General features: G+C 43.4%; 13 protein-coding genes. 11 read left to right on the top strand and 2 right to left on the bottom strand.

Features of this window, described 5'->3' with window-relative positions; all coding sequences use genetic code 11:
* Nucleotides 1–199: 199 nt before the first annotated feature.
* Entirely contained in the window at nt 200–775 is a 576-nt protein-coding gene (locus FE394_RS05550; protein ID WP_319925404.1) for an RBBP9/YdeN family alpha/beta hydrolase, read from the top strand.
* 17 nt (nt 776–792) lie between these two features.
* A complete protein-coding gene (locus FE394_RS05545) occupies nt 793–1,350 on the top strand; it encodes a GNAT family N-acetyltransferase (RefSeq protein ID WP_319925403.1) in 558 nt (185 codons plus the stop codon).
* Between the two features lie 35 nt (nt 1,351–1,385).
* Here FE394_RS05545 and FE394_RS05540 read toward each other — a convergent pair whose 3' ends face one another.
* Nucleotides 1,386–2,297: an alpha/beta hydrolase gene (locus FE394_RS05540; RefSeq protein WP_319925402.1), complete on the bottom strand. Its 912-nt coding sequence runs from the start codon at nt 2,295–2,297 to the stop codon at nt 1,386–1,388.
* Between the two features lie 497 nt (nt 2,298–2,794).
* Here FE394_RS05540 and yhfZ point away from each other — a divergent pair, with 497 nt between their 5' ends.
* The 8 genes from yhfZ (at nt 2,795) to FE394_RS05500 (ending at nt 11,086) form a co-directional block, all read left to right on the top strand.
* Nucleotides 2,795–3,703 carry a GntR family transcriptional regulator YhfZ gene (yhfZ, locus tag FE394_RS05535; protein WP_319925401.1) on the top strand — a complete coding sequence of 303 codons (909 nt, stop codon included), beginning with the start codon at nt 2,795–2,797 and terminating at the stop codon, nt 3,701–3,703.
* 53 nt (nt 3,704–3,756) lie between these two features.
* The gene (locus FE394_RS05530) at nt 3,757–4,119 is read left to right on the top strand and encodes a PRD domain-containing protein (RefSeq protein WP_319925400.1); all 363 of its coding nucleotides are present in this window, start codon (nt 3,757–3,759) and stop codon (nt 4,117–4,119) included.
* 106 nt (nt 4,120–4,225) lie between these two features.
* On the top strand, nt 4,226–5,398 hold the full coding sequence (locus FE394_RS05525; protein WP_319925399.1) for a YhfX family PLP-dependent enzyme: 1,173 nt from the start codon (nt 4,226–4,228) through the stop codon (nt 5,396–5,398).
* A gap of 298 nt (nt 5,399–5,696) precedes the next feature.
* Nucleotides 5,697–6,602, top strand: coding sequence for a phosphotriesterase-related protein (locus tag FE394_RS05520; RefSeq protein ID WP_319925439.1), 906 nt, complete (start codon nt 5,697–5,699; stop codon nt 6,600–6,602).
* Nucleotides 6,603–6,652: 50 nt separating this feature from the next.
* Nucleotides 6,653–7,015, top strand: coding sequence for a DUF2620 domain-containing protein (locus FE394_RS05515; RefSeq protein WP_319925398.1), 363 nt, complete (start codon nt 6,653–6,655; stop codon nt 7,013–7,015).
* Between the two features lie 10 nt (nt 7,016–7,025).
* The gene (locus tag FE394_RS05510) at nt 7,026–8,375 is read left to right on the top strand and encodes a YhfT family protein (RefSeq protein WP_319925397.1); all 1,350 of its coding nucleotides are present in this window, start codon (nt 7,026–7,028) and stop codon (nt 8,373–8,375) included.
* A 4-nt stretch (nt 8,376–8,379) separates the two neighbouring features.
* Complete coding sequence (locus tag FE394_RS05505) at nt 8,380–9,474, top strand: aminotransferase class V-fold PLP-dependent enzyme (RefSeq protein WP_319925396.1); 1,095 nt, start codon at nt 8,380–8,382, stop codon at nt 9,472–9,474.
* Nucleotides 9,475–9,958: 484 nt separating this feature from the next.
* Nucleotides 9,959–11,086: a glycosyltransferase gene (locus FE394_RS05500; RefSeq protein ID WP_319925395.1), complete on the top strand. Its 1,128-nt coding sequence runs from the start codon at nt 9,959–9,961 to the stop codon at nt 11,084–11,086.
* A gap of 324 nt (nt 11,087–11,410) precedes the next feature.
* Here the strand turns inward: FE394_RS05500 and paaZ are convergent, their stop codons facing one another.
* Nucleotides 11,411–13,477: a phenylacetic acid degradation bifunctional protein PaaZ gene (gene paaZ / locus FE394_RS05495; RefSeq protein WP_319925394.1), complete on the bottom strand. Its 2,067-nt coding sequence runs from the start codon at nt 13,475–13,477 to the stop codon at nt 11,411–11,413.
* A gap of 329 nt (nt 13,478–13,806) precedes the next feature.
* Here paaZ and paaA point away from each other — a divergent pair, with 329 nt between their 5' ends.
* Complete coding sequence (gene paaA, locus FE394_RS05490) at nt 13,807–14,748, top strand: 1,2-phenylacetyl-CoA epoxidase subunit PaaA (protein ID WP_319925393.1); 942 nt, start codon at nt 13,807–13,809, stop codon at nt 14,746–14,748.
* Nucleotides 14,749–14,841: the final 93 nt, after the last annotated feature.

Raw genomic sequence — 14,841 nt, 5'->3', positions numbered from 1 at the left:
TAATGTATTAAGTCTTTTCCCGCTCATGAGTATTCCCCAAAAAGCGCATAAAGTTTCGAAATCAAACATTCCTGTATTCCATTTAGATTCCCTTATTTTTCACTGAATTAAAGGGGTTATTCAGCATGCAAGTTTTTATTGTCGTGATAGTATTCTGAAAACAAATTCAGCATAGATAAAAACAAATACTCCGGAATGAATGATGGCAGAAAAAACTTACTTAATCGTACCGGGATATACCAATTCTGGGCCGGATCACTGGCAATCTTATTTAGAAAGAAAATACTCAAACATTATCAGAGTACAGCAAAGCGACTGGAACTCCCCTATCAGAGAAAAATGGATAAATCGCCTTGATGAGACAATTGAAAAAACCTCTGGCGAGATATTCCTGATTGGTCACAGCTGTGGCGCAGTTACCGTAACCCAATGGGCGGCAGAAAGAAAATGTAGCAGGATAAAAGGCGCATTGCTTGTTGCCCCCGCTGATATCGATAGCCCTGATGCACCGTCAGAAATTCAGGTACAGCGACCTATGGCGATGTCACCCCTGCCTTTTCCTTCCACAATAGTATGCAGTGATAACGATGAATTTTTATCTTTGGAAAAAGCCCGCACCTTAGCCAATTGCTGGAAATCAGATTTAATTGTTTTACCTGGAGCAGGCCATATCCATACTGCCGCAGGATATGGCGAATGGCTGGCAGGAGAGTGCATAATCAACGAGATATCAGATAATGGACTTATCGCCAATGCCCTAACTACCCGTAAATAATTTCGGAGATATCGATATTGGAGATTCGAGAAACAACATTAAAAGATGCGACACTTTTATCCCGGTTATTTGAAACGAGCTACCGTTTTCATTTTTCCGATTTATGGTATGACAAAGATGAGTTAGAGGAATATATTGCGGAAGAATGTTCGGTAGAAAAAATATCCACTTCACTCAAAACTCCCGATCACAAATGGTTTATTGCCGAATCTGACCATGCTATCAGAAGCGATGAAACTGACTCCGACATAAGCCATTCCAATATCATCGGCTTCAGTAAGGTTGTTCTCAATCAAACAGTTCCCGATCAACACTTCACAGGTATTTATTTACACAAGATTTATCTGATGCCATACCTGACAGGACAAAAACAGGGTGGGCAATTATTTGATCATGTGGTAAAACTCGGTCAGAAACTGGAACAAAAATGGCTTTGGCTGGAAGTACTGGAGAATAACAAACATGCCATCAAATTTTATGCCAGAAAAGGGATGAAGTGGCAGAAAAATATCCTCTTTTCCAGCCAAAAACAGCAAAGCATATTACATATAATGACTAAAAATCTGTCCGATTAAGCATTATATTCAATAGACTTTAAGTTGCTGTTTTATCATTTTACTCCATGTAAAAATGGAATGATTTTCTCAGTCAGAGCCTGCATAAATGAAAGCGGAAAACTATGCCCCATACTTTGTATTGGCAAAAATTCGGCACCAGTAATCCGTTTAGCCGTATCCTCTCCACAGACCATCTGCATCAAAGGGTCATCCTCACCATGCACAACCAAGGTCGGGCAACGAATTTGAGCCAAAAGTTCTGTTCTGCCGGAATCAGCCATTATTGCCAGTGTCTGCCGAATGGGGCCATTGGGATAATATCCACTACGGCGCAAAGCTATCCTGATGTGCCGGGTCAGCTCGTCCTTATCGCAAAGTTCAGAGGGAGAAAGCACAATTTGGGCGATTTTGAGCTGATGAGCAACCAACTCATCCTCACGGGTACCAGCAGGCTTAGACAATAATGCTGCCATAATTTCTGGCTTAGGCGGAGGAAGGTGACTGGCACCACTTGAACTCATAATACTCACCAAGCTCATCACTCGTTCAGGATAAGTTGCTGCGAGTCTCTGAGCGATCATTCCCCCCATTGATGCGCCAATAATATGGGCATGTGGAATATTCAACGCATCAAGAACCCCTAAAGCATCATCTGCCATATCTTGTACGCTGTAGAATGGACGAACCGGAAGCCCTAAACGAAAACGAATCTTTTGCCAAAGAAGAGAGCGCTGCGGGATATGCTCAAAGCGCTGGCTTAACCCTGCATCGCGGTTATCATAACGGATCACACGAAATCCAGCGGCAACCAATTGGCTGACCACTTCATCCGGCCAATCAGTCAACTGCATTCCCAACCCCATAATAAGCAAAGCAGTCGGGCGTTGTTTGCCACGACTATTACCGTTATCTTCGCTATCTTCAACTTCAATCGAAATATTATTGGCAGTAATTTTCACAAGCATCAACCTTTCAGCTTATACCCAATATATTCATAAACCACTAAGGATATAAAATTAAGGCATAAATTCGTAACAAGTCAATTTTATTATTAAATATGGAGATATAAAAAACTAAGTTTTGGAGCTTGTTTTTTATACAGAAAATAAAATACTTCCAATCAGATATTTCATTGATTCATGAAAAAATAAGGAGCAAAATCTAGACTAATTATTCTGTAATGTGATAAACAGTGTAGAAAAAACCACCAATTAAACAGAAAAATACAGCAGACAGAAACGAATAATCTCTCCATGTTCCCTATATTCTTCCAAAATGACTATTTTTATATCTTCAAAGCCAAATTAAATTATATATTCAAAATATTGATAATATTGAACTTTATTATTTTTTAAATTTTCATTTTTTTTGTGATTGTGATATTACTCCCCTTTCTTTAATTCGCTTATTGCGATTTATGTTCAAATTTATGAAGATAAATAAGAATGGATAAAAACTTGCAATGATGAGTCAAACATTCATAAAGAAAGAGGGGATTGCACAAGCGTTTTTAGCTCGTTATCTCCTCTCAGAACAATGTGGCAACCGTCTGAAAACAATAGAATCATTAGCTAAAGAATGTGGTTTGTCCGTAGGTTTGATGCAGGCAGCATTGAAATCTCTCGAACAGGCACAGGCGGTTGGGATTAAGCGTCGTGGTCGTAATGGTAGCTTTCTTGCACAGATAAACCACAAATTGCTCCTGGAGTATGCCGATATCGGCAATGTGGTCTGCGCGATGCCGCTTCCCTATACCCGCGCCTATGAAGGGCTGGCAAGTGGTTTAAAAGCATCGTGTGTAGGTGTTCCTTTCTACTTTGCACATATGCGTGGCTCAGATATCCGCATTGAGTGCCTGCTGAATGGCGTTTATGACTTGGCAGTAACGTCAAAACTTGCCGCAGAGCAGCACCCGGAACATAAAGATATATATATTGCGCTTTCACTAGGGACACAAAGTTATACAGATAGACATAGATTGATCTTTCGTCATGGCGAAAGAGAATCTATTCGACGCATTGGATTAGACAGCACCTCAGCCGACCAGAAAATAATGACAAATCAATACTTTGCAGAAAAAGATATTGAATTGGTCGAGGTCTCCTACCATGAATGTCTGAATCAAATCATAAAAGGCCATATTGATGCGGCTATCTGGAACGTTGGACAAGGCCACGAACTGCTCGCACAGGGTCTGATGACCGAACTCCCCGACGACAGTGAGTGCTTTATCAAAGCTTCCGAAGCCGTTATCCTTGCCCGTAAGGACAATATCCCCATCCAGCAATTCCTACAAACTATGGTTAACCGGGATTCACTGCTGACCCATCAACGAAATGTAGTTGCAGGTATCATAGAACCGATTTATTGAAACGCGAACCGCGAAAATAAAAGTTGATTAACCCCGACGTATAACAAAAAGCAATGATAGAACAACGGCTAACTATCCTATTGCAAGGCGGCGTCATCGATCAGGATATCTACGATAACATGCTGGATGTTGTGCATGATCTGGAAGATATCTGGCTAATTCCTGTCCGTCATTCACAAGGCGAAATGGTGCTTACTCATATGGCAAGTGCTTTCATGCGTTCACGCCGTGGTGAAAGGGTTTCTCCACTGGATGAAGCAATATTGGCCAAAATTGAGCAATCTGAACACTATAGTCAATTACTTGCCCTCCACCACGCGCTAATCAAAAAATTCACTGTGGCCTTACATCCCAACGAAGAAGGCTATCTGTTGGTAAATTTATATGGTTTAATACTTTCGGTAGAAAAAAATTAGTTTTCGACTGCCCTATAAATATTCAAAAAAATGAAGATATTTAACTTCATAATAAAGTTTCGATTTTCACACAGCCTTACTGCTTTGCAGACATGAAGGGAAGCCTATGTTTATTGATGCATTGAAAAAACAGAACCCCAAACTGATTGAAGTTGCAAAAACACTTTGGCAACAAGGCGCAATATTGCCAGATACTTACATCATTGATGTCGATCAGGTTCTGGACAATGGCAGACGCTTACTGCAAACCGCCGAGCAATATGGCATTGAGCTTTATTTGATGACGAAACAAATCGGACGCAATCCGTGGCTGATCAAAAAGCTGATTGAAGTCGGCTATCGCGGTGTCGTTGCAGTCGATTTCAGAGAAGCCTATAGCCTGAGCCAGCATGGCATACCACTGTGCCACATCGGACACTTAGTGCAGATACCAGCCCATTTGATAGAAACAATGCTCAAGCAGAATCCGGATATCATCACGGTATTTTCACTTGAAAAAGCACAAGCCATTTCAGATATTGCGGAGAAACTGGGACGAGTTCAGCCCATTATGCTGAAAGTGTATGATAAACGAGATATTGTTTTTCCGTGCCAAGAAGCTGGTATCACCTTTAATGAACTCGATAGTGTTGTAGATGCCTTAAAACACATGCCAGGGGTGAAATTAAGCGGTCTGACTCATTTTCCTTGCCTGTCATGGGATGCGCGATACCAGACAACCTTACCTACTATCAATTTGCTGACCCTTATTCGCGCACGCAACCGCCTTGAACAACTCGGTATCAAACTTTCACAAATCAATGCCCCCTCAGCCTCAAGCTGTAACACCATCCCGCTACTGACCAAATACGGTGCCACCCACCTTGAACCGGGCCATGCCCTGACCGGAACCATTCCCGCCAATATCAGTGGCCGGGAGCCTGAACATATCGCAATGGTTTATGTGACTGAAGTGTCACATCACTTCGATGATAATAGTTACTGCTATGGCGGTGGTTACTATAAACGTGGGCACATGAAACACGCGCTGGTATTCCCTGAGCGTACAATCTCCCCAAAAAAAGTACGCATACTGCGCTTGGGTGATCCCTGCATTGACTACCATCTCCCGTTGTCAGGCACACATCCTATCGGCAGTCCGGTGGTCATGTGTTTCCGTACTCAGATTTTCGTGACCCGCAGCGATGTCGCCCTTGTCTCTGGAGTCCAATCCGGCTCCCCAAAACTTGAAGGCATTTATGACAGCCAAGGAAATTGGAAAAACAGTGGCTATTCTTAATAATCCCTAATCATAGGTATTACATATATTATTATCCCGCTATTAAATAATATTCTTTCACTGTAGTGGATTTACTGCGTGATCCTGTGCAACTATTTTATGGAATACTAAAACATATTAGGGATACCCGCTTCGTATTCCTCATCCAGCATTGATGCAGTTGAAGGCAAACTCGAGCTGCGGGATATCAGAGATATCAAGTTGAATATCGGGGGATACACTGCAACTTTTATCAGAACACCAAGTATCAGAAAACCAAGCCGTTCATCATCATATTGCGATAAAAACAAATAGCTGCATTGATGCTTCTGGCTATACCTATGTGCATGAACATTTGCATATCGACCTCTCTGCGACGAAAGGCAGCCTTGATTGCCGGTTGGATCAATATGATCTGATCGTAGATGAACTGCGCCATCTCTACACCCTTGGAGTAAGGAACATTGTGGAGATGACTAATCGTTACATGGGACGCAATGCGGCTTTTTTGCTGGATTTGATGCGTGATACCCGTATCAACATCATTGCTTCAACGGGCTACTATAAACAGCCCTTCTTTCCTGCCCATTTTGGTGAATTGAGTGTACAGGCGATTGCCGATGACATGATCGCTGAGATTGAAACCGGCATTGATGGTACCGAATTAAAAGCCGGAATTATTGCAGAGATCGGCTCCAGTTTCGGGGAGATCACGAAAGATGAGCAAAAAGTCTTTGCAGCGGCGGCATTGGCACATCAGGCAACAGGCTGCCCTATTTCCACCCATACCACATTAAGCACAATGGGATGTGAACAGCTGACACTGCTGAAGGAATTTGGTGTATCGCCCGAACATATCGCCATCGGGCATTGCGATTTGAGAGATAACCTTGAAACCATCATTCCGCTGCTGGAAGCAGGAGCATGGGTTCAATTCGATACGATCGGTAAAAATAATTACTATCCGGACAACGGGCGTATTGCTATGTTGCAGGTAATCGCCAATCGTGGGCTGCTTGATAGGGTGATGCTTTCCCAAGATATCACGCGCCGCTCACACTTAAAAAGCAATGGGGGAAATGGATTCGATTACTTATTAACCACATTCTTTCCCATGTTGCAGGACGCAGGATTTTCCCAAATGCAGATAGAAAAAATGCTACGCGATAATCCTGCACAATTTTTCCAGAGTACTCGATATTCCCAAAACAAAACAAAAACATAATTTATTAAAAATAACAATCCGATAGAAGATACAAAGAGAGGAAGAACAACATGAAATTTGTCGTGGGTGGACAAATAGAGAAAGAGGCGATAGCCGAAGGTATTCGTCAATTGGCGGGAAACAAAGCCACTTCAATTACCATCATGAATGACATTGAAGCGGCTCTGGCAATTAAAAATGGCGACGCGGATTACTATCTTGGTGCCTGTAATACTGGTGGTGGTGGTGCTCTGGCTATTGCCATCGCCCTCATCGGCCTAAATGAATGTGCCACCATTGGTATGCCGGGAAAAATCCTGTCTGACGATGAAATAATTGCCCATGTGAAAACAGGCAAAAAAGCATTTGGCTTCACGGGTCAGGATATCGATATCGTCCTGCCAGTTATCATCAATACCATCTTCTCACTGTAAGGAGCCTGCCATGCAGCACCTCCATGATTTTCTGCTGAGATTGATGGAAGTTGACCCTTTCAAGGCAGGATTATTAGCCGCAATAGGGGCGATTGCCGCCATGATGGCAAACCGTGGTATTGCCGTTTTCCATGATGGCCTGCGCCCGCTGCTACCGGAATACCTTGAGGGCAGAATGAGCCGCAAGGCACTCGCCGCAACCAGCTTCGCCCTGAGCATTGGTCTGGTGGTGGGTTTCGGTATTCCTTTTTCACTCGCCGCGCCCATTGTGCTGGTTCACAGCCTGTTACTCGGCACTGACATGATCGGTATCTGGTGTACCAACAGCCGAAGAGGTTTTATCGCCTCTGGTATCATCGGGGCGCTGTATGCTATTGCTTTGCTGGCGGGCCTGCGCTCAGTTGTGGAACTGTTTGCCATGTTGCCGGTGAATTTCACAGATGATCTCAAGAAAGTCGGCGATCCGATTGTAGCCTGTTTTGCCCTGTTCCCGGCGATGGTCGTCGGCTACCAATATGGCTACCGAAAAGGACTTTTGGTGATGTTCACTGCGCTGGTTGGCTATATGGCCACCAAAGCCATCGGCCCATTGAGCTTTGGTGGCATGATCGAGAAACCTGTCAGCATCGATCCCAACGGAGCGGCACTGCTGCTGTCGATGATTGCTATGTTCTACTTTGCAATGCGTGAACGCCCCGCTCAGTCAAAAGAACAGAAAGGGGCGAATGAAGTTTTGGTCGGCTTGTTCTCAACCCGCATAGAACGCATCCAGAAAAACAAATGGCTGCTGATCCTGTGCGGTGGTCTGACAGCCAGTGCGGCAACCATGTCCTTTAGTTTACTGGCGGAAGGCCCTGTTTCTCTGCAACTGATGGCACAAGGCGAACAAACCAACGCTTTGCTGGTCGCTTTAGCTCGTGCTATTAGCTTTATCCCGTTGGTGGGCACGACGGCAATAGCCACGGGAGTTTACAGTCCGAATGGTATGAAATTCGTGTTTGTTGCAGGGCTGGCAACCAATAACCCATGGATTGCTTTTGTTGCGGGTGGCATCACAATGTTCATTGAGATCCAACTGCTGGCAAAAATCGCGATCTGGCTGGATAAATATCCGGGAGTGAAAGCCTGTAGCGGGTATATTCGGACCGCGATCACCAAAATGCTCGAAGTCGCCTTGCTGGTTGGTGCTATGATTGCCTCCAATGCCATCCTGCCGGGTATGGGCTTTATGATCGTAGCGGGTATCTACCTGCTCAACCGTACTTCCAAGCGTCCTTTAGTAGAAATGGCTATCGGCCCGATTGCCACGATTACCGTGGGTATTCTGGCGAACCTGCTTTTTCTGCTGGGAATAAAATAAAAGAATGAAAACCTATCCATTACAAAGCATGACGATGGCGCAAGCACAACAGCAACAATTCAAGCTGGTGGACATCATCTGTCGTCACTTTCCGGGTGCTGATTTTCTTTCGCAAGGTGATCTGGGCTTAGTCCCGGATCTGCACCAGCCACGGATGACCCGACGTATTGAGGCGGTGATTGCCGAGTTTTTTAGCGCTGAAGCGGCAGCTTTCGTCAATGGGGCAGGAACGGGCGCATTACGTGCGGGGCTGGCAGCTTTAGTCAGCCCCAATTCGACGCTGCTTGTGCATAATGCGCCAATTTATCCCACAACCAAAACATCGATTGAGCAAATGGGGCTTCACGTAGTTCATGCGGATTTCAATCACACCGGGCAAATTTTAGCGGCGATTCAGCAATACCAACCTGTGGCCTCTCTTATCCAACATACTCGCCAGAAAATGTCTGACAGCTATTCCCTGCAAGATGTTATCGGCATGCTGAATCAACATCGCATTCCGTCGTTAGTCGATGACAACTACGCCGCCATGAAAACGCCTCACATTGGCTGTGAGTATGGCGCGACACTCTCCACATTTTCTTGCTTTAAATTACTGGGGCCTCAAGGTGTCGGACTCGTGATAGGAAAAAAAACAGCCATTGATACCCTGCGCCACAGCATGTATTCCGGTGGCTGTCAGATACAGGGTTATCAGGCAATGGAGGCCTTGCGTGGCATGGTATTTGCGCCAGTGATGCACGCAGTACAGGCAGAAGTGAATGACGAGCTGGTCATGCGTTTGAATCAAGGAGAATTGCCTCAGGTCAAACAAGCCTTTCTCGCCAATGCCCAATCAAAAGTATTATTAGTGGAATTTCATGATGCCATCGCAGAAAGCGTACTTGCTTCTGCGCATACATTAGGCGCGTTACCTTATCCGGTAGGTGCAGAGTCAAAATTTGAAATCCCGCCACTGTTTTACCGGGTTTCTGCTACTTTCCGTCAGGCAGATCCCTCTCTGGAACAACGCATGATCCGCATCAACCCGAATCGCAGTGGTGCCGATACCGTGATGCGTATCTTGCGCGAAAGCTGTCAGCCCTGTAGTTTCAATTGAAACTAATTACAATTATTATTATCGAATCTGTTGTTAAAATTATCTTATTAAAATAAAAACATAACGCCTGATTATAATTTAATTGAAAAACCAGAAAAACGATTACACTCTGTTATTACATCATATAAGGTATTTCATCTGTTTTTATTATCTACCCGAAATTTTGGAGTCATGATACCAAAACAGAAAACATCATCAGGCGTTAGTAACTGAATTTAGTTTACATTAACTTCTACCATTCAGTTTGACTTTAGTCAACGTACATATTTTATTATCTATTTAGTGTAAATTATTCCATTGATAATGTAAAAGTAGAAAATAATTAAATTATATCAATGAATTAACGTATAGATAATTTTTTTAATACGGAAGAATCAAGACTTGTTAATGTGATCCACATCACAATAACGAACTTAATCTTTATTAGAATGAATAAACTAATCATCACAGCTAATTAATTATATCAAAGAATAGGATTGTTTATATGAACATACCAAAAAAAATACATTATTTCTGGGCTGGTAATAATATACCAGAACAATTATTAAAAAACATGATTTCTGTTAAACGGAAAAACCCAAACTTTGAAGTCAATGTCTGGGGAAATGATAATATAAAATCATTAATTAACAACACACTAAATAAAATAAAATTTAAGTACCAAGGGAATGGCTTTGATATTGGAGAAATATTCTTTAATTTCACGTACAAAAATATCGAAATAGCTTTTAACCACCTATTCAGGCAAGCTCATTTTCAAAGATTAGTCCCTGACGAAAAAACTAATTGTTTAAGGTTTTTTAACAGAAATCATGAGAGAGAAAATATACAACAAAGACTATATAGCAATTATGAAGAATTAGCTCACTATTTAAAACATGTCTATTTTATTAACATAAATGGAAATTGTCATAATTATGCATCAGCCAGTGATATAGCACGCCTTGTTATTCTATATATGGAAGGTGGAATATATTTGGATGCTGATGTAGAACTAAATGACATTAAGACAGAAAAAGACAAACTTGCATATCTTAAACTTAAATCAGATATAGGATTAGGTGATTGCAATGGAGAAGGTTGGAATATTAAACATTCAAGTGATACAATTGGAAATGCTATTGTTTCATCATTACCAAATTCAAAAAAAGTATTTGATATATTAATTAAAATGGCTATCACAATCAAAAGACATCATCTTTATACTCAAATAAACCAACCACCTACATTCGATAAAATACGTAATATAACAGGCCGTAATAGAAAAAAACAAATAGATAATAGAATTGACTTCGCTTTAAAACTAAAAGAGAGAAAAGAAATAAATCTAGATGAAAAATGTAATATAATGAACCCTATATGGAGAACAGGAATACCTAGAGATTCAGAAAAAGAAAAAATAAATGATTTCCAACGTGGGACAAATAGAATTAATTATACGATGGAGTTAACAGGACCTAGTTTTCTTACTAGAGTCCTTGGTCCAGAAAATAAAAATCATTTACCTAAAAGATATAAGCTTATGTCTACAAATAAACATGATAACATTTTTCAAGATGTTGATGCATCCGGAACGTGGGCTGATATTCACAAGAAAAAATATTCAAATTAAGATCCATTCAGTTAAATTAATTAAACAATAATCACTCTATGTTCAAAAAAACCCAGAACAACAAAATATGCTATTAAAAGAGCTTATGCATTAGAAAAATTATTACAAAATTACAGTTCATATATGCTATCGATAAAAGTAAACCTGAATTTAAACTTTAGAAAGAAGCCCGAGGATTGCCTTTGCCCCCAGCAAATATCCTCAGGCTCTTCTGTTTCTATTCAGTGAATCAATCCCAGATTCACTGACCCTAATATAACCATCGTCTTTCAAGTTGTAATTTCGTTGGCTACATTTTGAAATCCATTAAATATATATCTACACCTACACTGAAAAATCCCCTTTTTGCCGCTCCACCAGCGTGAGGATGCTGTAAAGGGCCACTGGCTGTTGCTCCTGATTCAGGATCTGGACATCCCACATCACAACGCCGTGCGGTTTATCTTCTGGTGTTTTCTGGACTTTTTTGATCTTCTTCTTGCAAGTCAGGCGCACCTGAATGGTATCGCCAATCTTGACCGGCTCAATGAAACGCAGGTTTTCCATTCCGTAGTTAGCAAGCACAGGCCCAACCGCGCCATCAACGAACAAGCCTGCCGCTGCGGACACAACAAAATAACCATGCGCCACGCGCTCTCCGAACAGGGATTCTGCCGCGCCAATCTTATCCACATGCGCATAAAAATGATCCCCGCTCAGACAGGCAAAATTAACGATATCCGCTTCCGTCACCGTCCGGCGGGCGGTCAGCAGGCTTTCTCCTATCTCAAGCTGTTCGAAGTATTTGCGAAACGGATGTATCGGATCTTCTTTCACTTTTGCGCCACGAACCCATTCACGGCCAATCGCAGCCAGCATACTTGGGCTACCCTGAATCGCAGTACGCTGCATATAATGTTTTACAGCACGCAATCCACCCAGTTCTTCACCACCGCCAGCCCGTCCGGGTCCACCATGCACCAGCATCGGCAATGGAGATCCATGCCCTGTGGATTCTACAGAAGCCGCTTCATCCAGCACCAACATACGGCCATGAGCACATGCCGTCGCCCGGATCACTTGTACTGCGATCTGTTCATCCGCTGTCACCAATGAACCCACCAAACTACCCTGTCCCATCATCGCCAGTGTGATCGCCTGTTCAGTATCCTGATACGCCATCAGCGTGGAAACCGGCCCAAATGCTTCCGTACCATGCACTGCCTGATTTGTCATTGGGTCAGCACAATAGAGCAAGGTCGGCGGGTAGAATGCACCATTGCTGTTGCTATTGCCGGTCAGCACCAATTTGTCCAGTGAACCACCGCACAGGAGTTCACAACCGCTACCCAGCAATTCATTGACCTTCATCTGTACTTCATCACGCTGTTCCAGATTAATCAGCGCTCCCATCCGTACATCCGGCAAAGTAGGATCACCTACTGCCACACCGGACAACCGTTTGAGCAATGCCTGTTTAACCGTTTCCATTTGGTTTGCGGGTACAATAATACGTCGGATAGCCGTACATTTTTGGCCGGCCTTAACCGTCATTTCACGGACAACTTCCTTAATGAATACACCAAACTCCGGCATTTCAGGCGTAACATCCTCACCTAAAATACAGCAGTTGAGGGAATCCGCTTCCATCGTAAAGGAAATGGATTTCTCTATCAGCCGAGGATGGGCGCGCAGCTTCAGCCCTGTTTGTGCCGATCCCGTAAAAGTCACCGCATCCTGATAGTCGAGATGATCAAACAGATCGCCAATACCGCCACAGATCAATTGCAATGCCCCTTCCGGCACCAATCCACTGTCGATGATTATTTTCACCATCGCCTGTGTCAATTGGGCAGATGCCGTCGCCGGTTTGATAATCGCCGGCATACCCGCCATCCATGTTGGTGCTAATTTTTCCAACATACCCCAGCAAGGAAAGTTAAAGGCATTAATGTGCAGGGCAACGCCGGGACGGGAAGTCAGTACATGACGAGCAACAAACTGAGACTGCTTAGACAGCGGGATCATCTCATCTTCCGGCCACAGCGTATCATCCGGTAGTTCACGTCCTGCCAGCCCAGCATAAGAGAACAGTGTCGCCACTCCCCCTTCAATATCCACCCAACTATCTGAACGGGTCGCGCCGGTCTCGATAGAAATGGCATACAGCGTTTCTTTGTTGGCAAGCAAGTGCTTTGCAACCGCTTTCATCATCTGCGCACGTTGCTGGAAAGTCATCGCTGCCAGCGCCTTTCCTCCTTTCTCGCGGGCATACTCTAAACTCCCGGCCAATGGCAAGCCTGCTGAAGATACCTGATACAACGCTTCGCCACTGATTGCATGATGAATGGTTCTGATATTGCCTTGCCCGTGAACCCAAGCACCACAAATGTAACTCGTTAACTGTTGCATTTTTTTCTCCACCAATATCATTAATGAATCAATCATTAAGTAACATCATGCTATTTATGTATCACATATCCCATTAACAAAACCACCGATAGCATTAACAAAATAAAAACATTTGTACCTGAACACTTGTTAAGATCCTTTCCCTCATATAACAATAAAAATTAACAACATGTTTTTTAAAGAATAAAAATTCATATTGTGATGTGAACAACAAATACACAACTTAAGTGTTTGATATTTTTGTTACCAGTTTGTAGATTTGTAGTTATTTAAAGTGATTCTGTTTTTAATACAATATAAAAAAATAAGAATCATAATGAGGTGCAAAAATGATAACAGACCCACTTCAGGCACACTTTGACGCCAAAATTGCGGCGGATCTCGCGATTGAGGCCAAAGACTGGATGCCTGAAAATTATCGCCAGAATCTGATACGCCAGATTGGTCAGCACGCACATTCGGAAGTGGTCGGCATGTTGCCAGAAGCCAATTGGATCACCCGAGCCCCGACACTACTCCGCAAAGCCGTGCTTCTCGCCAAAGTACAGGATGAAGCAGGACACGGGCTTTATCTCTATAGTGCCGCCGAAACACTGGGTTGTTCCCGTCAGGATATCTACCAAAAATTATTAGACGGCAAAATGAAGTACTCCTCTATTTTCAACTATCCCACGCTCAGTTGGGCGGATATTGGCGTAATCGGGTGGCTGGTAGATGGTGCAGCGATTGTCAATCAGGTTGCCCTCTGCCGTGCCTCATACGGCCCTTATGCACGGGCGATGGTGAAAATCTGCAAGGAGGAGAGCTTCCACCAGCGACAAGGTTATGAAGCAGTCATGGCTTTGGCGAATGGCAGTGAGGCGCAACGAGCAATGCTTCAGGATGCCATTAACCGTTTTTGGTGGCCGACGCTGATGATGTTCGGCCCCAATGATAGTGAGTCTCCCAATAGCGCCCAAAGTATGGCGTGGAAAATCAAACGGTTCAGCAATGATGAACTACGGCAAAAATTCATCGACAACACCGTACCCCAGTTAGCGGCACTGAACATGACAGCCCCCGATCCTGAACTGGCTTGGGATGAAACAACAGGGCATTACCGTTTTGGCGAAATAGACTGGGACGAGTTCTATCAGGTCCTGAAAGGACAGGGCATATGCAATCACGAGCGTCTGGAGGCTAAACGCCGCGCCTGGGAAAACGGGAGTTGGGTACGTGAAGCCGCTTCTGTTCATGCCAAGAAAGTAGCCGCTAAAAAACGCGCTGCTTAACCCGTTGCGTTATCTATCTAATGTACTACCTGAAATTGCACTACTTGAAATTGCACTACTTGAAATTGTACTACCGGAAATCGTACCACCTGA

Origin of the sequence: Xenorhabdus littoralis (genome assembly GCF_033949345.1) — a bacterium.
GTDB classification, from domain to species: Bacteria; Pseudomonadota; Gammaproteobacteria; order Enterobacterales; family Enterobacteriaceae; genus Xenorhabdus; species Xenorhabdus littoralis.
Note: the sequence above shows the minus strand (reverse complement) of the source record. Positions and strands in the feature narration are given on the sequence as shown.

What these genes read in the sequence shown, in the direction of transcription:
- FE394_RS05510 (WP_319925397.1), top strand. Translation starts at nt 7,026, where the DNA reads ATGCAGCACCTCCATGATTTTCTGCTGAGATTGATGGAAGTTGACCCT.
- paaZ (WP_319925394.1), bottom strand. Translation starts at nt 13,477, where the DNA reads ATGCAACAGTTAACGAGTTACATTTGTGGTGCTTGGGTTCACGGGCAA.
- FE394_RS05500 (WP_319925395.1), top strand. Translation starts at nt 9,959, where the DNA reads ATGAACATACCAAAAAAAATACATTATTTCTGGGCTGGTAATAATATA.
- FE394_RS05530 (WP_319925400.1), top strand. Translation starts at nt 3,757, where the DNA reads ATGATAGAACAACGGCTAACTATCCTATTGCAAGGCGGCGTCATCGAT.
- yhfZ (WP_319925401.1), top strand. Translation starts at nt 2,795, where the DNA reads ATGATGAGTCAAACATTCATAAAGAAAGAGGGGATTGCACAAGCGTTT.
- FE394_RS05540 (WP_319925402.1), bottom strand. Translation starts at nt 2,297, where the DNA reads ATGCTTGTGAAAATTACTGCCAATAATATTTCGATTGAAGTTGAAGAT.
- FE394_RS05505 (WP_319925396.1), top strand. Translation starts at nt 8,380, where the DNA reads ATGAAAACCTATCCATTACAAAGCATGACGATGGCGCAAGCACAACAG.
- FE394_RS05525 (WP_319925399.1), top strand. Translation starts at nt 4,226, where the DNA reads ATGTTTATTGATGCATTGAAAAAACAGAACCCCAAACTGATTGAAGTT.
- paaA (WP_319925393.1), top strand. Translation starts at nt 13,807, where the DNA reads ATGATAACAGACCCACTTCAGGCACACTTTGACGCCAAAATTGCGGCG.
- FE394_RS05515 (WP_319925398.1), top strand. Translation starts at nt 6,653, where the DNA reads ATGAAATTTGTCGTGGGTGGACAAATAGAGAAAGAGGCGATAGCCGAA.
- FE394_RS05550 (WP_319925404.1), top strand. Translation starts at nt 200, where the DNA reads ATGATGGCAGAAAAAACTTACTTAATCGTACCGGGATATACCAATTCT.